21 protein-coding genes are annotated in these 18,400 nt (G+C 42.7%); 8 read left to right on the top strand and 13 right to left on the bottom strand.

Annotated features, from left to right (window positions below; genetic code table 11):
* Positions 1 to 118 precede the first annotated feature (118 nt).
* The gene (locus GCHA_RS07225; protein ID WP_007986615.1) at positions 119 to 1,207 is read left to right on the top strand and encodes a DUF2066 domain-containing protein; all 1,089 of its coding nucleotides are present in this window, start codon (positions 119 to 121) and stop codon (positions 1,205 to 1,207) included.
* On the top strand, positions 1,207 to 1,920 hold the full coding sequence (gene hda / locus GCHA_RS07220) for a DnaA regulatory inactivator Hda (RefSeq protein ID WP_007986613.1): 714 nt from the start codon (positions 1,207 to 1,209) through the stop codon (positions 1,918 to 1,920). The genes GCHA_RS07225 and hda overlap by 1 nt, the downstream gene beginning before the upstream one ends.
* On the opposite strand, the gene GCHA_RS07215 is transcribed toward hda, so the two are convergent.
* The 3 genes from GCHA_RS07215 to arsC are packed head-to-tail and all read right to left on the bottom strand — an operon-like array spanning position 1,917 to position 3,334.
* On the bottom strand, positions 1,917 to 2,348 hold the full coding sequence (locus tag GCHA_RS07215) for a DUF2069 domain-containing protein (protein WP_007986611.1): 432 nt from the start codon (positions 2,346 to 2,348) through the stop codon (positions 1,917 to 1,919). The two genes, hda and GCHA_RS07215, sit on opposite strands and share 4 nt — an antisense overlap.
* Positions 2,349 to 2,369: 21 nt before the next feature.
* The gene (wrbA, locus tag GCHA_RS07210) at positions 2,370 to 2,966 is read right to left on the bottom strand and encodes an NAD(P)H:quinone oxidoreductase (protein WP_007986610.1); all 597 of its coding nucleotides are present in this window, start codon (positions 2,964 to 2,966) and stop codon (positions 2,370 to 2,372) included.
* Entirely contained in the window at positions 2,963 to 3,334 is a 372-nt protein-coding gene (arsC, locus tag GCHA_RS07205) for an arsenate reductase (glutaredoxin) (RefSeq protein WP_007986608.1), read from the bottom strand. Before arsC ends, wrbA begins: the two co-directional genes overlap by 4 nt.
* Positions 3,335 to 3,413: 79 nt before the next feature.
* Between arsC and GCHA_RS07200 the strand changes: the two genes are divergently transcribed.
* Positions 3,414 to 3,884: a TlpA family protein disulfide reductase gene (locus tag GCHA_RS07200; protein WP_007986607.1), complete on the top strand. Its 471-nt coding sequence runs from the start codon at positions 3,414 to 3,416 to the stop codon at positions 3,882 to 3,884.
* On the opposite strand, the gene bepA is transcribed toward GCHA_RS07200, so the two are convergent.
* The gene (gene bepA, locus GCHA_RS07195; protein WP_007986605.1) at positions 3,870 to 5,336 is read right to left on the bottom strand and encodes a beta-barrel assembly-enhancing protease; all 1,467 of its coding nucleotides are present in this window, start codon (positions 5,334 to 5,336) and stop codon (positions 3,870 to 3,872) included. The two genes, GCHA_RS07200 and bepA, sit on opposite strands and share 15 nt — an antisense overlap.
* A gap of 334 nt (positions 5,337 to 5,670) precedes the next feature.
* Between bepA and GCHA_RS07190 the strand changes: the two genes are divergently transcribed.
* Positions 5,671 to 6,741, top strand: a complete 1,071-nt coding sequence (locus GCHA_RS07190) for an AI-2E family transporter (protein WP_007986603.1) — start codon at positions 5,671 to 5,673, stop codon at positions 6,739 to 6,741.
* A 77-nt stretch (positions 6,742 to 6,818) separates the two neighbouring features.
* On the opposite strand, the gene bcp is transcribed toward GCHA_RS07190, so the two are convergent.
* Both bcp and GCHA_RS07180 read right to left on the bottom strand, forming a co-directional pair.
* On the bottom strand, positions 6,819 to 7,283 hold the full coding sequence (gene bcp / locus GCHA_RS07185) for a thioredoxin-dependent thiol peroxidase (protein WP_007986601.1): 465 nt from the start codon (positions 7,281 to 7,283) through the stop codon (positions 6,819 to 6,821).
* A gap of 56 nt (positions 7,284 to 7,339) precedes the next feature.
* Complete coding sequence (locus tag GCHA_RS07180) at positions 7,340 to 7,867, bottom strand: glycine cleavage system transcriptional repressor (protein ID WP_191866285.1); 528 nt, start codon at positions 7,865 to 7,867, stop codon at positions 7,340 to 7,342.
* A 160-nt stretch (positions 7,868 to 8,027) separates the two neighbouring features.
* On the opposite strand from GCHA_RS07180, the gene dapA reads away from it, so the two are divergent.
* From dapA to asnB, 4 genes are all read left to right on the top strand, one after another.
* Positions 8,028 to 8,909 carry a 4-hydroxy-tetrahydrodipicolinate synthase gene (dapA, locus tag GCHA_RS07175; RefSeq protein ID WP_007986597.1) on the top strand — a complete coding sequence of 294 codons (882 nt, stop codon included), beginning with the start codon at positions 8,028 to 8,030 and terminating at the stop codon, positions 8,907 to 8,909.
* A gap of 9 nt (positions 8,910 to 8,918) precedes the next feature.
* Positions 8,919 to 10,025 carry an NlpB/DapX family lipoprotein gene (gene bamC / locus GCHA_RS07170; RefSeq protein ID WP_007986595.1) on the top strand — a complete coding sequence of 369 codons (1,107 nt, stop codon included), beginning with the start codon at positions 8,919 to 8,921 and terminating at the stop codon, positions 10,023 to 10,025.
* Positions 10,026 to 10,104: 79 nt separating this feature from the next.
* Positions 10,105 to 11,208, top strand: coding sequence for a phosphoribosylaminoimidazolesuccinocarboxamide synthase (locus GCHA_RS07165; RefSeq protein ID WP_007986593.1), 1,104 nt, complete (start codon positions 10,105 to 10,107; stop codon positions 11,206 to 11,208).
* 129 nt (positions 11,209 to 11,337) lie between these two features.
* Positions 11,338 to 13,227 carry an asparagine synthase (glutamine-hydrolyzing) gene (gene asnB, locus GCHA_RS07160; protein WP_039992196.1) on the top strand — a complete coding sequence of 630 codons (1,890 nt, stop codon included), beginning with the start codon at positions 11,338 to 11,340 and terminating at the stop codon, positions 13,225 to 13,227.
* Positions 13,228 to 13,288: 61 nt separating this feature from the next.
* Here asnB and yfaE read toward each other — a convergent pair whose 3' ends face one another.
* The 7 genes from yfaE to merR form a co-directional block, all read right to left on the bottom strand.
* Positions 13,289 to 13,558 carry a class I ribonucleotide reductase maintenance protein YfaE gene (gene yfaE / locus GCHA_RS07155; RefSeq protein WP_007986587.1) on the bottom strand — a complete coding sequence of 90 codons (270 nt, stop codon included), beginning with the start codon at positions 13,556 to 13,558 and terminating at the stop codon, positions 13,289 to 13,291.
* The gene (gene nrdB, locus GCHA_RS07150; protein ID WP_007986584.1) at positions 13,558 to 14,688 is read right to left on the bottom strand and encodes a class Ia ribonucleoside-diphosphate reductase subunit beta; all 1,131 of its coding nucleotides are present in this window, start codon (positions 14,686 to 14,688) and stop codon (positions 13,558 to 13,560) included. The genes yfaE and nrdB overlap by 1 nt, the downstream gene beginning before the upstream one ends.
* Before the next feature lie 474 nt (positions 14,689 to 15,162).
* Positions 15,163 to 16,803 carry a mercury(II) reductase gene (gene merA / locus GCHA_RS07145; protein WP_007986582.1) on the bottom strand — a complete coding sequence of 547 codons (1,641 nt, stop codon included), beginning with the start codon at positions 16,801 to 16,803 and terminating at the stop codon, positions 15,163 to 15,165.
* Complete coding sequence (merC, locus tag GCHA_RS07140; protein ID WP_007986580.1) at positions 16,800 to 17,294, bottom strand: organomercurial transporter MerC; 495 nt, start codon at positions 17,292 to 17,294, stop codon at positions 16,800 to 16,802. Before merC ends, merA begins: the two co-directional genes overlap by 4 nt.
* Complete coding sequence (gene merP, locus GCHA_RS07135) at positions 17,251 to 17,526, bottom strand: mercury resistance system periplasmic binding protein MerP (RefSeq protein ID WP_007986578.1); 276 nt, start codon at positions 17,524 to 17,526, stop codon at positions 17,251 to 17,253. Before merP ends, merC begins: the two co-directional genes overlap by 44 nt.
* Before the next feature lie 35 nt (positions 17,527 to 17,561).
* Positions 17,562 to 17,906 (bottom strand): mercuric transporter MerT family protein, encoded by a 345-nt coding sequence (locus GCHA_RS07130; protein WP_039992194.1) that lies wholly within the window; start codon positions 17,904 to 17,906, stop codon positions 17,562 to 17,564.
* A gap of 74 nt (positions 17,907 to 17,980) precedes the next feature.
* Complete coding sequence (merR, locus tag GCHA_RS07125) at positions 17,981 to 18,379, bottom strand: mercury resistance transcriptional regulator MerR (RefSeq protein WP_007986575.1); 399 nt, start codon at positions 18,377 to 18,379, stop codon at positions 17,981 to 17,983.
* Positions 18,380 to 18,400 lie beyond the last annotated feature (21 nt).

Genomic DNA, 18,400 nt, shown 5'->3' with positions numbered 1-18,400 from the left:
GTACAGATAATCGACTCCTTTTTACTGTTAGTGAAATAAACTAGGGTGAAACAAATGATGAAATTTCTACTTAAATCAATGACAATACAACCTTTCTACTGTGGAGTTATGTTGAGAAATGATCAAAGGCGTCGCTATTTTAGTTCGATTGCACCTAATATTTTGCTTATCACTATGTTGTTTCACCACTGCTTACGCGGGTGTTATTGAAGGACTATACAGTGCTAGGGTCGAAGTGCCTGATCAGTCAACCTCGACCCAAAACGCAGCAATACGAGATGGTCTTGAAGATGTGTTTGTAAAAGTCAGTGGTAATTCAGCGTTATTGAACGACGCGCAAATTAAGCAACAACTTAAACAAGCCAAAAGTTACTTAAGAACATACCGTTTTGAACAAACTCCTGAGCAGCTTTTCTTATCAGTGAACTTCGATCAAGACAAAGTTGACAAACAGTTACGCGATTCAGGCTATCGCATATGGGACAAGCGTCGCCCAGAGACCATTGTTTGGCTAGCAATTAAAGAACCCGGTGGCAGCCGTAAGCTTGTCGCAGAAGGTAGTCATCAAGCGTTAGTTGATATAGCACAAGACACCGCAAAACGCCGAGGCGTTGAAATTGTGCAACCCTTACTAGACTTAGACGACATGCAAAATATTAGTATCTATGATGTATGGGGTGGCTTTGTACATCAACTAAGTCAAGCGAGTCAGCGCTATGGCGTTGACAATGTATTCTCAGCAAGGATCTACAAAGCGCAAAACAGTGAAGATGAGCCACAAAGCGCTGCTATTTGGCAAGGCGACTGGGTGCTACTAGAAGCAGGAAACACCAGTGCAGGCACTGTTTCAGGTGCTGAACAAGCACAAGTCGTTGACGCTTTGGTTAACGCAATGTCAGACACGTTAGCGGCGAAATACGCGATTGATTTCAGCCGTTTTGACCCTGAAGCAATGCGAACTATCGTCACGGTAAAGAATCTGACGAGTCTCAGTCAATACGGTGAAATACTTAAGTTTTTCAATAGCCTGAGTGTTGTTAGCTCGGCAAGCCTTGTCAGTCAGCAAGGTCAGGTAGCGCGATTCGAACTCAACTTACTTGGTGAAGTAGAAAATCTAATTGATGCAATAGGCTTAGACAAGCGGATTTCACCGGTCAATCGCTTTGAAGTCGACAAGCAAAATTTGGAGTATTTCTGGAAACTATAATGAGTAAGCAATTGTCCTTAGCGGTGAATTTGCGTGATACAGAAACGTTCGACAGTTTCATTGTGGGTGAAAATTCGCATTTGGTTCATCGACTAAAAAGCTTACTCAATAAAACGTTGAATACCAAAAGCCAGCCTTGGCTAACGTTTGTCAGCGGTGAGCACGGTGTGGGCAAAAGTCACTTGCTTTACTCGTTATGCCATAAAGCCCAGTCTGCTAATGTCACCGCTGTATATTTAAGTTTTAAAGAAAAGCAGCAATATTCCCCCGAAGTACTCGATGGACTCGAGCACAGCCAGTTGATTTGTTTAGATGACGTAGATGCGTTGCAAGACTCTCAAACATGGCAGATTGCGGTATTTGATTTATTGAATCGGGTAAAAGAGCTAGGTATCAGTCATGTGGTCGCATGCGCAAATGGTGGGCCAATGTCGCTGAACTTACAACTAGCGGATTTAGCTTCTCGTTTGGCTTGGGGAGTGAGTTTCACCCTAGCAAGTTTAAGTGACGAAGGGCGCTGCGTGGCATTATTAACCCGGGCGAAGCAAAGAGGGCTAGTAATGCCAGAAAAAGTGGCAGTGTACTTGGTTAATCACTGGCAACGGGATATGCCATCGTTGATGAACACTTTAGACAAACTGGATCAGCTTTCTTTGCAGCAGCAAAGGAAGCTGACCATCCCATTTGTTAAAGAAGCGCTTAACCTAAACTAACGTTTATTGTTTTTGTGCGCTTCGAATGCTTCTTTTTCTTCCAATAATTCTTCTTTTAGTTTTCTAATGCCTGTGCCTAACTCTCTTCCACGCAAACGAGCATAAAAGCTACAACCAGTAAACAAGCCAACACACAATAGTATCTCAACCGCAGCATAGAGTTGTTCACCTTCAACAGCATAGACTGCGGTTAACCCATGGAGTAAATAATACATCACGATAAAATTAGTCCATGCATAGGTGTAAGGTTTGCCCGTCAATAACCCTCTGATCGGCAACAAAATGGGAACGATCCACAGCAGTAATGTAAATAAAGTGGAGGTATTTTTATCTATGGTTAAGAAGAAATGCCAAACCACGAGCCAGATGATTAATAGAAAATAGCTGCCCAAAGCAAGGCGTTTATAAAACTGGGTATTTAAGGTCATGTTGTGTCCTGATTTTAATTATTATTGAGTCGCTAACTTCTGGGCAAACACCGCCAAACGTTGACCTTGAGCAAAACAAAGTGCACGTTCATCGTCACTGAGTTTGCTGCTTTTTTCTCCGTGGGCGTAGTGCGTTGCCCCATAAGGGCTGCCCCCGGTTGTTGTGCTGTGTAATTCTGGGTGAGTATAAGGTAAGCCTGCTAACACCATGCCATGGTGCAATAAGGGGAGCATCATACTAAGTAGGGTGCTTTCTTGGCCGCCATGCATACTGCCTGTTGAGGTAAACACGCTGGCCGGTTTGTCGACTAAGGCACCGGATAACCATTGGCTACTCGTACTATCGAGAAAGTACTTTAACGGTGCTGCCATATTGCCAAAGCGAGTCGGGCTGCCTAAGGCCAAACCCGCACAGGCTTTTAAATCTGCTTGTTGTACAAAGAGATCTCCGTCCTCAGGCACGCTTGGTTGCTTAAATTCAATGCCGTCAGATATATCAGGGACAGTGCGCAATTTCGCTTGCATACCTTTTGACTCGATGCCTTGGGCGATACGGTTAGCCATCGCTTTTGTGGCACCGTTACGGCTGTAATATAGAACGAGAATGTGGTCGCTCATAGTAGCTTAAGCACATTCTCTGGAGGACGGCCAATCGCGGCCAAGCTGTCTCTATCGTTTAACGGCCCTTTAATGACAATTGGGCGCTCTATCAGTTTAGGGGATGCATGCATAACCGTTAGCAGCTCGTCAGGCGAAATATTATCGCTGTCGATATTTAATGCTTTGTACTCTGGCTCTTTCTTGCGCATTAAAGAGCGAGGGTCTGACATACTCAGCATTAACAAAATAGCCTGTAGTTCTTCAACACTAGGTGGCGTTTTTAGGTATTCGATAACATTGGGTTGTTGACCGTTATCGAGTAGTAATTGCAGCGTTTGGCGGCTTTTTGAGCAACGAGGGTTATGTAGTATGGTCAGCTTCGACATGATAAATTTCTACTGTTATCTAAATTGAATGTCGATATTCTATCGTTTCGTTCACATTGGTAAAAGAGAAGGCAGAACAATGTTGCGTAAATTTTTATATTCACTGCTTATTATCGCAGGGTTACTTGGGGGAATGTACGGCTATTCTTTGGCCAGAACAGACTTTCGTACTGATGACGATGTGGCTCACAAGTGGCGAGATTATGAAGGTCAGTGGGTAGTGGTTAACTACTTTGCGCTTTGGTGCGCGCCGTGCTTACGTGAAATGCCTGAACTCAATCAGTTTTATCTGCATGATGGTGAACAAACCCCTTTGTTTGCAATTAGCTATGATGATGTATCACAGGATGAGCTTGTTGAGATAAAGCGAAAGTTTGACATTCAATTTCCAGTTATTACCCACGCAGAACAACCATTGCCTATGGAGAAACCGAATAGTTTGCCAGCGACGTTTATTATTGGGCCGGATGGTGAAGTGAAAAAGCAATTATTAGGCGAGCAAAGCGCTGCATCGTTGCGCAGCGCGATTGATATTTTAAAGACTCTCTAGGCGCGTTTGAAAGGCGCGGAATTGCTCAATGCGCGCACGTATTCTTTGTTTTTCGATGTTTTGAGTGCCAGCGTAGTTATAAGCGCTATGTAATTCATCTATGGCGCGAGGGTATGAAGCGGCTAAGGCGTAAACTTCAGCCTTGGTTTGGTGCATCTCTAACTTGTTTTGGCTTTCCGCGTACGCGTCAGACAATATTTGGTGAGCAAGCATGTTTTCTGGCTCAACTAACAAATAATCTTTTAACAGGCGCACCGCCTGATCGAATTCTTTATTTTTGACTAGCGCATTGGCTAAGTTCAAGGTTATTACTCGATTGCGCGGTGTTAATACCGCCTGAGCGGTGAGCTTATCAATTGCATCTTGAACACGACCTGTCTCTAACGCTACGTCTGTGTATGTGTCTAAATAGAATAAGTTTCGCGGGTCTTTTTGCAACAAACTATCAATTAAGTCTCCCGCTTTTTCGTTTTGTTTGTCTGCAAGGTAAGCTAATGCCAAACCATATTCAGCGGCTGCTTTAAACGTGTAGCTGTCGCGCTCAAGACTTGTTTCAAAATAATTGATATTGTATTCCGGCGTAGCATAGTAGCGGGCCAAAATACGGCTTTTGGCGAGGTGAAAGCTTAAGCTAGGGGCTATTCTACCCGTTTTATAACTGGCGGCCCGGGTACGAGCATCAGCTACCCGCGATTCTGGCAATGGGTGAGTTAACAAAAAAGCCGGCGTTCTGGATTTTAAGCGGTACTTTTCGACTAAGGTACCAAAAAAATCACTGGCACCATTAGGGTCAAAGCCAGCCTGAGCCAATATTCGAATACCTATGCTATCAGCCTCTTTTTCATTTTGGCGGGTGTAATTGATTGACGCTTGAGCCGATGCTGCAGAGCCCGCACTAATAGCAGCAATACCGGCCTCTGGGTTAGCTAAGGCAAGTAAAATACCGCCCAATGCTGATGCTAATTGCAAAGGGGAAGACTTCTGCTGGGCAGCGATACTTCTGGCGATATGACGCTGGGTAACGTGGCTTACTTCGTGGGCAAGTACAGATGCCAACTCACTTTCATTGCGTGCATTGTAGATTAAGCCTGTGTGTACACCTACATGGCCACCAAAAAACGCAAAAGCGTTTATATCGGCACTGTTCAGCAGAAAAAATTCAAATGGAAATTTGACGTTGTCAGCTTGGGCTACTAGGCGATTGCCCAAGTCTTGAATGTACTCATCAAGTAATGGGTCATTGATGATAGGTGCTTGGCCGCGAAGCTGGCGCATTAAAACATCACCAATCTGTATTTCTTTATCTAAGCTAATTGCGCTTGATGCAACGACACCTATTTCGGGCAAAGCATTTTTTTGATTAGCAGCTAGCCCTACACCGCTAGTGACTAGGCCAAAAGCCAAGGCAGTACTAAGCAATGCTTTTTTATATACGGGGGACGTTTTAATCATTTCACCTATTTAATCAATTACAACTTCGTTAATAAGAAAGGCAATTGCCTGATTTAGTTCCGAAAAACTGATGACAAGCATTAATATTGCGTTCATTGGCCCGTACTTCAAGTATTTTTCTTTTCAAAGTGACTAGAGCATGTCCATTTTATGTCGGTTAGTAAAAAAGCCGTCGCAACTTTGTTAAAGTCTTATCTTTCTTGTGTGGCACATTATATTATGCTGCGCTAGGCGCGTTTTGCATGACACTCATTGTAGCAATTCGGCAAAATGATGTGATTTAACTTGCTTCGTCGCCAAAATTAATATCAGGTTTAAGAGGTATAACAGTTCTATGATAAGTGTGTTTGAAAGGTGGTATAAGCGCAAGTTCTCCGATCCTGATTCCGTAATGTTGTTAATCATGCTGATTGCGGTTTTTCTGCTGTTAGCAGTGCTGGGCACTATTTTAATGCCTGTGCTAGTCGCAGCGGTTATAGCCTATTTATTGGACTGGCCGGTAAGTCAATTATCACGAGCAGGACTACGCCGAAGTTTTGCTTGCAGTCTGGTTATCTTTAGCTTTTTAACTTTGTGCATTTTAACCTTTATTGGCATTGTGCCTGTGGTATCACAACAGAGTATTAATCTGATTCGAGAAATGCCGCAAATTTGGGGGCATGCCCAGGTCTGGGTGTTGCACCTACCTGAACAGTATCCTGATTTCGTTCATTTAGGGGATGTACAGGACATGCTCGACGGAATAAACGAACGCATTGTCAGTCTTGGGGAGCAGTTGTTATCGGCTTCTGTTAGTTCTCTTGGTAGCTTAGCGTCTTTATTAATTTATCTTGTGCTCGTGCCCTTGATGGTCTTTTTTATGCTCAAAGACAAGGACCAGTTGTTGGCTAACTTGTCACCACTTTTACCCTCACAACGACGCCTCATTAAGCAAGTGGGCAGTGAGATGAATACCCAAATCGCTAACTATATACGTGGCAAAGTGATAGAAATTATTATCGTGGGCACAGTATCGGCCGTCACGTTCGCGTTAATGGATTTACGTTATGCGCTGTTACTTGGGGTATTGGTTGGGTTTTCGGTATTGATACCTTATATCGGTGCTGCGGTTGTGACGATCCCTGTGGCGGTAGTGGCATTGTTTCAGTGGGGGATCACACCGGATTTTTGGTGGTTAATGATTGCCTATGGGGTGATTCAAGCACTTGATGGGAACGTACTCGTTCCGGTGCTGTTTTCTGAAGCGGTGAGTCTGCACCCAGTGTACATTATTATTGCAGTGCTGTTTTTTGGCGGCTTATGGGGTTTTTGGGGGGTGTTCTTCGCTATTCCTCTCGCTACCTTGGTTAAAGCAGTCGCTAACGCGTGGAAAGGGCCTTTGCAGGAGCTTCCTCCCGCAGTTTAAAAACGTATTGTACATACTTGATGGTGCTTGCATGCCCTAAATATGATTTCATGGTATGCAAGCACGGCCGGTTTAGCTTATTGATTTAAGTAATCAAGTACGACTTGGTGATGATCTTTGGTTTTAAATTTATCAAACACATGCTCAATCACACCTTGTTCATTGATTAAGAAACTAATGCGATGAATACCGTCGTATTCTTTGCCCATAAACTTCTTTAGTCCCCAGACGCCAAATGCTTCTGCTACGGCATGGTCTTCATCTGATAGAAGACTGAAATTTAGTTGTTCTTTGTCGATAAACTTGGGTAGGCGTTTTACTGCATCTGGGCTTATGCCCAATACGACAACGTTCAACTTATCCAGCTCGCTCTTATTATCACGCAGATTTTGTGCTTGTACTGTGCAGCCTGGGGTCATCGCTTTTGGGTAAAAATAGACCAGTACTTTCTTACCACTGAAATCTGACAGCTTAACGGTTTCACCTTTTTCATTAGGCAATGCAAATTCTGGTGCTGTTTCACCGGCGGTTAGTCTGTTCATAAAATATGTCCTTGGTTTTAATTTGAATGGAAAATGATTGGGTGATCGGCCGAAAACTAATGATTTTGCTTAATCGCCCCTTGTAGATTTAATTGACTCAGTAACGCATCAAATTTGTGTTCCAAATCGGCTAGGTCAATATTGTGCGGCATACTTACCACCATTTTACATTTTACTTCGTCTTGTTCGTCTTTAGATGTTTGCAATGTTTTTAACCGCAAAGCACTGACGGTAACGCAAAAGGTGGAAAGAAACTGAGTCACTTCCTTTACAACGCCCACTGCATCGACCCCAGAGAAGGTGACGTCTGCTATGTGCTCTAAGTTTTGCTTTGCATGTCGTTTAGTACGCTTCATCATTGATAGCAGATCAAGTTGCTGACACGCGATAGGTATCGCCATTTCAACGCGTACGATAGCGCTTTGCGTACCTTCAACTATCATGGTCAACGAGAAATCTTGCCCGTACACAGCCTGACGACTGTCAAGTATGTTACAACCTGCTTCACAGACGACATCAGTGAGGGTGCTGAGCACAGTGACTTTATTGGCACCTAAAATGGTAATGATTAATTGATGTTTCATTAATGTATTAATCTTCGTGGTAAATTCTAACGCCACTAACATACCTGAATTACCCCTAGTATTTCCAGTTTCCCCGTCGGTTTTACTTTCTGCGCATTCATTACTTGTTTTTACCCCACAGGCTCTTTACCATTAGGCGCGAATTTTTTCTGGAGTAGGCATGTTTACTGGTAGTTACGTTGCATTAATCACCCCCATGAACCAATCAGGCGAGATAGATTATCCGTCGCTTAAGAAATTGGTTGAATTTCATATTGCCAATGGCAGCCATGGCTTAATCGCTGTGGGGACCACGGGTGAGTCTGCCACGTTGCCCTTTGATGAGCACATTGAAGTGGTTAAACGTATGGTCGAGTTTGCTGATAAGAAGATACCTGTTATTGCTGGAAGTGGCGCGAACTCCACTGCTGAAGCGATTTTTCTTAGTGAACAAATGGCCGATACAGGCATTGATGGCTTTCTCAGTGTGGTGCCTTACTACAATAAGCCTCAACAAAAAGGCATGGTTGCGCATTTTAAAGCGGTTGCTGATGCTACCGATTTACCGGTTCTGTTATACAACGTACCAGGGCGTACGGTAGCTGATATGCTGCCAGAGACCGTTGCTGAACTTGCTACGCACCCTAAAATTGTTGGCCTTAAAGATGCCACGGGTGATATCGCACGTTTAAAACAGACTCAACCACTCGTCGACAAAGACTTTGTGTTTTTAAGTGGTGATGATGGCACGGGTTGTGAGTTTTTAACCGCAGGCGGGCACGGTGTTATTTCAGTGACGGCTAACGTCGTACCTAAGCAAATGGCACAGATGTGTGAGGCCGCCTTTGCAGGCGATTTCGCCACAGCAAAAGACATTGATCGACAAATAGCAGAGCTTCATAGCGCGCTATTTATTGAACCAAATCCAGTATTGCCTAAGTGGGCTTTATACAAAATGGGGCTCATTCAATCTGCATTTTTGCGTTTACCGTTAATTGAATCGGAACTTGATAGCCAAAATCATATCGAACAAGTCATGCGCAATTCGGGCGTATTATCTTAAGGAGATTGCATGACAACTAAGTTTTTCATTGGCACAGCTATCGCGGTGAGTGTTCTAAGCGCGTGTAGTTCATTAGAAGAGCGACAAATCGCCAGTGGTAATTTTGAATATACCAAGCAGCAACCAGGTAAGGATATTCAAGTACCAGCCGATGTTGACCGTCCTAATTTTAGTCAGGCATATAAGCTTCCTGCATTAGATGAAGACGCACCGCGTAACTTCATCGGCAAGGATCTTAAGGTGGTTTCACCCGCATTGGTATTGCCTTTAGTTACCGGCTCCCATGTTGACGATGGCAGTAAAGATGCCAAAGTATTCTTTGACCAAGTTGATGACAGCCAACCACTAGATACCACCATATGGAACTCATTGCTGAGCTATTTAGAAGAGCAGGGGATTGGTATTGAGTCATTCGATAAAGACAAGCAGCGCCTGGTAACAGATTGGGTCGTAGTGAAAGAAGTGTTAGATGATCATTGGTATAGCTGGTCGTCAATTGAGCGTGATACCAGTCAACGTTTTGAATTCGACTTAGAAATGAAATCTCACGGTCGAACTGCCACCTTGAATGCGCACTTGGTTGATTATCAAGAGCGCCAAGGCCAATCCGTTGTCGCTGAAAAGTCAGACGTTGATTCACGTGCCAAAGAAGTCGATATTTTGAATAAGGTGATTGGGCACTACGAATATCAAATTCGCGTGGCTGATGCTAAGCGCCTACGTGAAATACGTCGTGGAATGCAAATTAGCATTGGGCAAGATGGCGAAGATGCGCCCGCGTTCATCATAGACAGTAACTACGACACTGCTTGGCCGCGTGTGTTGCTTGTATTGCGTAAACTAGGGTTTGACGTAAAAGATTACGACAAATCAAACGGTTTATTGTTTGTTAAGTACAACGGCACCGAGAGCGGTTGGTGGGATTCTATCTGGTCAAACGATGAAAATGCCTTGCCTCTTGAGAAGCAAGAATATCGTTTTAGAGTGGAAGAAAACGGTGAGCAAACGTCTTTAACTGTGCTTGATAATGAAAGCACACCATTCACTAAAGATAAGTTGTCTGGTTTATATGATGTTTTTGCTCGCGTGATGGCTGATGACAATCTAGATATTTAGTACATTTAGTATCATTTGAAAGAGCACCGCAAGGGTGCTTTTTCGTTTTTAGGCAACCCCTTTTTAAGGACATTCTAGTATGAGCTTCGCTGATAAAGTGCTTGCTGTTAATGACAACCTTCCTATTCGCACCGACTTACCTGTACACAGTGGCAAGGTTCGTTCTGTTTATTGGTTAACTGAACAGGACAGCCGTCGTCTTATTGAAGAGCATAACTATCCTGTTCCAAAGGATACGCCTTTAGCTATCATGTTGATAAGTGATCGCATATCGGCATTTGATTGTATTTGGCATGGTGAGCAGGGCATGCAGGGTGTACCAGGCAAAGGTGCAGCATTAAATGCGATTTCAAATCATTGGTTCGGTTTGTTTAAAGAGCAGGGCTTAGCAGACAGCCATATTCTTGATATTCCTCATCCACTGGTATGGATAGTACAAAAAGCGCGTCCTGTCATGATTGAAGCGATTTGTCGCCAATATATTACTGGCTCAATGTGGCGAGCCTATGAAAAAGGTGAGCGTGAGTTTTGTGGTATTCGTCTTGAAGAAGGTTTATCGAAAGACAGTAAACTAGCGAATATTTTGATTACCCCTTCAACCAAAGGGGTGCTTAAAGGAATCGAAGGCGTCCCTGAAGCGGACGACGTCAATGTGTCCCGTCAAGATATAGCCGACAACTTTGCGGCTTTTAACTTTAACTCCGCCGACGATATTGCATTGTACGAAAAATTACTGACCGAAGGTTTCGGCGTTATTAGTCAAGCGTTGGCAAAAGTTGAGCAAATTTTTGTGGATACAAAATTTGAGTTTGGCTATGTAAAAGACGTTAACGGTAACGATAAATTAATTTATATGGATGAAGTAGGCACGCCCGATTCATCTCGTATCTGGGATGCTAAACAATATGCGCAGGGTAAGATAGTTGAAAACTCAAAAGAAGGGTTCAGACAACTGTTGCTTAATCACTTTCCTGATCCTGATATTTTACTCAACAAAGAGCGCATGGATGAGCGAGAAGCGCTAGCGCGGGACAACGCTTTACCGGTAGACGTGTTGATGGACATCTCAAATACCTATACGCAAATTGCTGAGAAAATCACTGGACAGAAAATTGCGTTAAGTGAAAATCCGAAAGAGGAAGTGATTGCTGTGCTGCGCGATAAGTACCAGCTTATCGACTAATCAACTGCACATGCTTCTTATTCAAGCCAGCTATTATGCTGGCTTTTTATTTACTATCATTTGGTTGCTAACTTGTTAATTTTTCGGTAATTTTTGTTTATTAAATAAAAATAATAACGAGTTAACTGTATGTGCGGTATTACAGGTCTTTTTCGCCTCAATACTTCTTCTTGCAAAGCGAATATTATTCAAAAAATGAATACGACTTTGAATCACCGCGGTCCGGACGACAACGGTGTTTGGGAAGGTACTCCTGGGGTGGCGTTGGGCCATTGTCGATTGGCGGTACAAGATTTAAGTCAGGATGGCCATCAACCAATGCATTCAGCGTGTGATCGTTATGTGATGGTATTTAATGGTGAAGTATACAACTTTGCTGAAATCCGCCAGTCCCTCTCTCAGCAATCATTCAAAGGGCATTCAGATAGCGAAGTTGTGCTCTGTGCGATTGCCGAATTCGGTTTAAAGGCAGCATTACGCAAATTTAACGGTATGTTTGCGCTGGCGATATGGGATAAACAACAAAAGACCTTGTCGTTAGCGAGGGATCGCGTAGGTAAAAAACCGCTTTATTTTGGACGCAGCAATGATTTTTTTTGTTTTTCTTCTGAGCTAAAAGCGTTAAAGGTCATCCCTGACTTTACCCCAGAATTGGACATGCAGGCCCTTGGGCAATATATGCGCTTTAATTATATTCCTGCGCCGTACTCCATTTACCAAGGAATATACAAATTAGCACCCGGCAGTTTTGTGACCCTAACGGTTGATGAATTGACGTCTGAGCATGATTTACTCGATAAATGTAAACAATATTGGTCGGCGCTTGATGTTGCTGCGCACCAATTTAATCATCCATTCTCGGGCACTTTAGATGAAGCGCAAACGCATTTAACGCATTTATTAGAGGATTCTACTCGCTTACGGATGATTTCTGATGTGCCGTTCGGGGTCCTATTGTCAGGTGGCATAGACTCAAGTTTGGTCGCGTCGATGATGCAAAAACAGTCTGCTCGCCCTGTTAATAGTTTCTCCATAGGGTTTAGTCATAGCGACAAAGACGAAGCGCATTTAGCCAAAAATATCGCAGGTTATTTGGGCACATCGCACAATGAGCTGTATGTGAGCGGCCAAGATGCACTTGATTTGGTACCTGATATTGCCCAGCATTACGACGAGCCCTTCGCTGATTCCTCACAAATACCTACGTTTATCGTTGCTAAATTAGCCAAAAGTAAAGTCACAGTTGCATTAAGTGGGGATGGAGGAGATGAGCTGTTTTACGGTTACAACCGTTATTTTAGAAACATTAAGAACTGGCAAATCAGTCAAAAAATACCTGATGCGCTTAAGCGCGCAGTTTCGGGTCAACTGTTTAGGTTAGCGTCGATACAGAAGTTAGGATTGACGACGAATAAGTACGCTAACGAGATAGGCGCGATGAATGTACTCGATATGTACATGAGCCGTGTTTGTAAGTGGGTTGCCCCTGAGAACCTTATGCTACAGCCTCATACACCGGAGCAACATAAATTGCGCGCGGTAAGCGCGTTAGACTTACCTCGCCCTGAACACTATTTAATGCTTTATGATTATGTCACTTATTTGTGTGACGATATTTTAGTCAAAACGGACCGAGCGAGCATGGCAAATAGTCTGGAGCTAAGAAGCCCTTTACTTGATCACCGTATCACCGAATTCGCTTGGTCTCTTCCTATGTCGATGAAGTTTCATGAAGGCAAAGGAAAGCATGTTCTTCGAAAAGTACTAGACCAGCACATTCCTAACTCGTTGACCAATAACCCTAAGCACGGATTTGGCGCGCCAATAAAAAGCTGGCTTAATGGCCCATTGAATGACTGGGCAGAAGATTTACTTACCCAAGATAAAATTGAGCAACAAGGTATTTTTGATAGTGAAAAAGTGGCGCTACTATGGCATGACTTCAAGCACAAAAAGAAAAAATATCATACACAACTGTGGAATATGTTGATGTTTCAAAGCTGGTACCACAATCAGTAACTAAGTAATACCAATCCGCATTAATAAGTGACCGTCTCAGAATGCGTCCAGCGGTTTTTGATTAAGCCTTTATTTTTATATTACCTAAGGGCTTACAGCAGCAGGCCAATATTTCTCCGTCGTCGATAAACGCGAGTGGGTCAAGTAGGTATTCTACTTCGCCTTCAACTAACTGGGTTCTACACGCACCGCAAAAACCCTCTTTGCAGTGGTACTCTTTAGCAATATTATTGTTGAGCAAGCAGTCGAGAAGATTGTTATGAGCAAACGATATCGTTTGCTCATTGGGGGCGTCTGGGTCGTGTTCAACAACCGTGACTTTTTTGCACACTATAGCTCGAACTCATCGAAGTCGTTACTGCCTACTTCTGAGTCGATTTGGCCAACAAGATATGAACTGATTTCAGACTCTTGTGGTGCAACCTGTACATTGTCTGAATTCAAGTAGTTGTTCATCCAAGGTAAGGGGTTATTTTTAATATCAAAAGGTTGACCTAAGCCTATAGCTGACATTCTGTGGTTGGCAATAAACTCAACGTATTGGCACAAAATATCTTTATTTAAACCGATCATCGAACCGTTCTGGAACAAGTACTCTGCCCATTCTTTTTCTTGATTGACTGCATCAAGGAAAATATCCGTGGCTTGTTGTTTGTACTCAATGGCGATTTCAGCCATTTCTGGGTCGTCTTTTCCTTTAGCCCATAGGTTTAATATGTGCTGAGTCGATGTCAAATGTAGGTTTTCATCACGAGAAATCAGGCGAATAATTTTTGAGTTACCTTCCATTAATTCTCGTTCTGCAAAGGCAAATGTACAGGCAAATGACACATAAAAACGAATGGCTTCTAACGCATTAACTGAATTCATGCACAAGAACAGTTTGACCTTTAATGAGCGCATGGTAACCACGTGCTCTTCACCATTAATGTTGTGGGTACCTTCGCCTAGGGTTTGCCATAGCTGAGTGTAAAAAATCAAATCGTCGTAGTATTTTGAAATATCAGCGGCGCGTTTTTTGATTTGTTCATTTTCCACGATATCGGCAAATATGCTGCTTGGGTCACCAAATAAATTACGCAAAATATGCGTATATGAACGTGAGTGAATGGTTTCAAAAAATGACCATGTTTCAGTCCACGTTTCTAGCTCAGGGATAGAGATAATCGGTAAGAAGGCAATATTTGGGCTACGACCTTGAATAGAGTCCAACAAGGTTTGGTACTTCAAATTAGAAATAAAAATGTGCTTTTCTGATTCACTCAGCTTTTGAAAATCCACTCTGTCTTTGCTGACATCGACTTCTTCAGGGCGCCAGAAAAAGCTGATTTGTTTTTCGATAAGTTTTTCAAAAATACTGTGTTTTTGTTGATCATAACGGGCAACGTTGACCGGATTGCCGAAAAACATAGGTTCATGCAAAGGGTCGTTATTGATTTGATTAAACGTTGTGTATTTCATGAGTGTTAGCAGACCATATTGAGTTGAATTAGCCCTTTAGCGTTACGCTAAAGGGCTCAAAAAAGATTAAATTTTATTATGTCTTGTGTTTTTTAGTATCACTTAGTGGGTGGGTTGGTTGTAGCTCTTGTTATTTCTCGCACTCTTCACAAACATAACTTGAACCTCAAATTTTTTTCTATCAGTATAAATAAGTATCATTAAAAAGGCTATCAAAAATAGGCTTTTGTAGGCTTTCCTACTAAGTTCAATTCGTTATTTTATACTATCATATTTAGCCTGTTTTAGTTCATCCCGTAGCGTTAAATCTCATCGAAAATAATAGGGCGATTTATCAGTATCTTAGGGAAGAGTTGAATTTAGCGTTGCCAAATTACACGTCTGAGATAAGGAGTAACAGAAGGTGTTTGCTATGATTGTTGAATAAAAAGGGAGCTAGTGTAAGCGCTAGCTCCAACTTGTTTGGGATAGCGATTAAGCTGCGCAACAGGATAATTCAGATACGTCTTTATGAAAGGTTTGAGCGCATAGTTTCAATCCCTCTACCATTGTCAGGTATGGAAATAGTTGTCCTGCTAGTTCTGCAACTGTCATCTTATTGTGAATGGCAATGGCTGCACTTTGAATAAGCTCACCACCTTCATGAGCCAATATTTGTGCGCCTATCAGCGTACCTGTGGATTCCTCTGCAACTAATTTTATAAATCCATCCGTTTCAAAGTTTGCTAGCGCTCTAGGCACATTTTCCATTGGTAACACCCGACTTATCGTATCGATATCTTGCTGTTTCGCATGAGCTTCAGTGAATCCTACCGTGGCTACTTGGGGATCGGTAAAAATAACGGCAGGCATTGTCGATAGATCTAAACTCACGTCACCACCAGTCATATTCGTTCCTGCTCGGCTGCCTGCGGCTGCCGCTACATAAACAAATTGTGGCATGTTTGAACAGTCACCAGCAGCATATATTCCTTCGACATTCGTTTGCATTTTTGCATCGACCATTACTTCGCCTAGCTCGGTAACTTGAATACCAGCAGCTTTTAGGTTGAGCTTTTCAGTGTTTGCATGACGTCCCGTAGATACAAGTAGTTTGTCAGAGGTAATTCGACCGTTGTTTGAATCGATAATAAAGTGTTTACCATCATGGGCAATGTTATTGGCACTCGTATCGGTAAGAACATTGACGCCTTCTTTTTTGAAGCACTTCTCCAACTCTTCACCTAACAGCGGGTCTTCTCTATACAGTAAGGTATGCCTTGCAAGCACCGTGACTTCAGAACCCAATCGACGATAAGCCTGAGCAATTTCCAGTGCTACTACCGATGAACCAATAACAACCAAATGCTCTGGTAAATCAGATGCAAACAGTGCTTCGGTGGATGTCCAAAAAGGCGTATCGTTCAATCCATTGATTGCTGGAATGGTAGGAGTAGATCCCGTAGCAATTAAGATTCTATCCGCACTAATTTCTTGTTGATCACCGTCTGGTTTATCAATAATCAGTGTGTTGGCGTTTTTAAAGCGTGCATAACCTTTGATAAGACTCAGGGAAGGGTTTGTATCTAAGATGTTCTGGTATTTAGCATGTCTCAACTCCTCAACACGTGCCGATTGTTGCTGCGACAATAAGGCTCGATTTAATTGTGGCTGGTGATTTTCAAGACCTTCAAATGGATTGTTACGTTGCTGCTCTGCGAGTTGTGCGGCTCTGATCAATATTTTTGATGGCACACATCCAACATTTACGCAGCAGCCACCTATAACGTCAGCTCCTTCAATGATGGTAACTTTTGCGCCACCTTCAGCCGCCTTGGTTGCACAAGCGAATGCGCCAGAACCACTGCCGATAATGGCAACATGCAGATCTTTTTTATTTGACACAAACTGATCAGATGTATAACAAGAATTCGCCTCTATATAAGCTTGGTAGCCCTCTGATTCTAGGGCGTCAATCGCACTCTGGACGTTAAAATCTTCTGATGGAGTGATAGAGACTAAACTCTCAGCATAAGAGACAGACACGTCAAGTACGCCATCTAGTTTGATTATTTTATTGTGAACCTTTGGTGCACAACTGGGGCATGTCATGCCTTGAATACTTAACTTGATCATTTTAACTCCTTAGTGTCAATATTGTCAGTTGTGTCGCATGTGTCATCACAGCGATGGTAAGCAGGTGAAAATATATCCCACAGCGATACCAAAACCATTAACCCCAGTGCTGAATAGGTAACGTATGTACTCCACCCATATTTAAACCAAGGGTACAAAGACAATAGTAAAAGGACGGGAGCTATCATTCCGATGGCGCTTCGTCGCCATTGTTTATGACTCAGCCACCCTAAACCATTTAGTACAAGTACAACCCAAGCAAAAAAGGGCAATAAGGTATTGATAAACAGTCCTTCCCACTGACTCAGGAATCCCATACCAATTGCAGCGCCTAAACTCGCAATTGCAGGGAAACACATCGCACACCCCATCGCGGATACGAGCGCTCCAATAGCGCCTGCTTTTTCTCCGAAACGCGTGGTTATATTCAGTAGTTTCTTCTTAAGACTATTTAACTTTCTTGGATGGGTAGCCCGCATTCGTTGTGGCATCAGTGAGTGCTTTGATGGTGGCCTTTTCGTCATCAAATGTTACCAACGCTAATTTAGTGTCATACGATACTTTGGCGAGTTTCACCCCATCAACGTTTTCTAACGCTTTTTTAACGGTAATCGGACAGGTCACACAGTTCATGGTAGGAACTTCCAGCGTAACCGTTTGTTCTTTTGCAACCACAGACGCCGCCGACACGCTAAGTAATAAACAAATTATTAATTTTTTCATAATGATATTCTCCGTATTAAATATTTTTCAAAAACTTACACAAACCAAATAATCCAGTAATTACTCGTCACAAGGACAAGTGCGACTAATGCTGATACCCAAAAAGTGACTTGTCTGCGTTTTCTTGTTTTTGGAATTGCACATGCAGTGCCTTGCTCACATTTTTCGATAGGTCGATGAACTTTCCAGCCTGCGAACGCAAATGCAGCAATAACCAAAACTATAAAGACTGGTCTGTATGGCTCTAATAGCGTTAGGTTACTTATCCAAGAACCGCTAATGCCAAGTAAAAGCAAAACCAACGGTCCTGCACAGCATAATCCTGCACCAATGGCAGCAATTACCCCACTAATCAAAGGTAAGTTTGAATCTCGGTTCAATTTGTCATACTCCAGTCTTTGAACTTGACTGGAGTATAAGCGCCGTACTTGGGTACGGAGTCAAGAGTTTTTTGTTACTTCGAATTCGGTTGAAGTGAGTCTATGACTGGGCAAGTATTTTTATCGGCATTAGAATGACATAGACCTACCAATTCAGTTAACGCCATTTGTAACTTTTTTAAATCACTTATCTTATCGGCAACAGATTCTAGCTTGGCTTCAGCCAAATCTTGAACTAGGCTGCATGGGGAGTCGTTTAATTTGAGTAGATTCTCAATCTCTTTTAAAGAAAAACCTAATTCTTGGGTACGTTTAATGAATCTAACTCTATTAACTATTTCATCAGAGTAATGTCGGTAGCCTGTTTCTGGCTTTTCGGGTTGTTCAATTAAACTTTCGCGCTCGTAAAAGCGGATAGTTTCGACATTCACCCCAACTTCTTTTGCCAGTTTGCTAATAGTTCGGTTTGGCATAATATGGCCTAATTTTGGTAA

This window comes from Paraglaciecola chathamensis S18K6 (assembly GCA_000314955.1).
In the GTDB taxonomy this organism is placed as follows: Bacteria; Pseudomonadota; Gammaproteobacteria; order Enterobacterales; family Alteromonadaceae; genus Paraglaciecola; species Paraglaciecola chathamensis.
Note: the sequence above shows the minus strand (reverse complement) of the source record. Positions and strands in the feature narration are given on the sequence as shown.

Bases quoted from the DNA above. Each gene is read 5' to 3' on its own strand.
- GCHA_RS07225 (WP_007986615.1), top strand. From the start codon at position 119: ATGATCAAAGGCGTCGCTATTTTAGTTCGATTGCACCTAATATTTTGC.
- hda (WP_007986613.1), top strand. From the start codon at position 1,207: ATGAGTAAGCAATTGTCCTTAGCGGTGAATTTGCGTGATACAGAAACG.
- GCHA_RS07215 (WP_007986611.1), bottom strand. From the start codon at position 2,348: ATGACCTTAAATACCCAGTTTTATAAACGCCTTGCTTTGGGCAGCTAT.
- wrbA (WP_007986610.1), bottom strand. From the start codon at position 2,966: ATGAGCGACCACATTCTCGTTCTATATTACAGCCGTAACGGTGCCACA.
- arsC (WP_007986608.1), bottom strand. From the start codon at position 3,334: ATGTCGAAGCTGACCATACTACATAACCCTCGTTGCTCAAAAAGCCGC.
- GCHA_RS07200 (WP_007986607.1), top strand. From the start codon at position 3,414: ATGTTGCGTAAATTTTTATATTCACTGCTTATTATCGCAGGGTTACTT.
- bepA (WP_007986605.1), bottom strand. From the start codon at position 5,336: ATGATTAAAACGTCCCCCGTATATAAAAAAGCATTGCTTAGTACTGCC.
- GCHA_RS07190 (WP_007986603.1), top strand. From the start codon at position 5,671: ATGATAAGTGTGTTTGAAAGGTGGTATAAGCGCAAGTTCTCCGATCCT.
- bcp (WP_007986601.1), bottom strand. From the start codon at position 7,283: ATGAACAGACTAACCGCCGGTGAAACAGCACCAGAATTTGCATTGCCT.
- GCHA_RS07180 (WP_191866285.1), bottom strand. From the start codon at position 7,867: ATGAAACATCAATTAATCATTACCATTTTAGGTGCCAATAAAGTCACT.
- dapA (WP_007986597.1), top strand. From the start codon at position 8,028: ATGTTTACTGGTAGTTACGTTGCATTAATCACCCCCATGAACCAATCA.
- bamC (WP_007986595.1), top strand. From the start codon at position 8,919: ATGACAACTAAGTTTTTCATTGGCACAGCTATCGCGGTGAGTGTTCTA.
- GCHA_RS07165 (WP_007986593.1), top strand. From the start codon at position 10,105: ATGAGCTTCGCTGATAAAGTGCTTGCTGTTAATGACAACCTTCCTATT.
- asnB (WP_039992196.1), top strand. From the start codon at position 11,338: ATGTGCGGTATTACAGGTCTTTTTCGCCTCAATACTTCTTCTTGCAAA.
- nrdB (WP_007986584.1), bottom strand. From the start codon at position 14,688: ATGAAATACACAACGTTTAATCAAATCAATAACGACCCTTTGCATGAA.
- merA (WP_007986582.1), bottom strand. From the start codon at position 16,803: ATGATCAAGTTAAGTATTCAAGGCATGACATGCCCCAGTTGTGCACCA.
- merC (WP_007986580.1), bottom strand. From the start codon at position 17,294: ATGCCACAACGAATGCGGGCTACCCATCCAAGAAAGTTAAATAGTCTT.
- merP (WP_007986578.1), bottom strand. From the start codon at position 17,526: ATGAAAAAATTAATAATTTGTTTATTACTTAGCGTGTCGGCGGCGTCT.
- merR (WP_007986575.1), bottom strand. From the start codon at position 18,379: ATGCCAAACCGAACTATTAGCAAACTGGCAAAAGAAGTTGGGGTGAAT.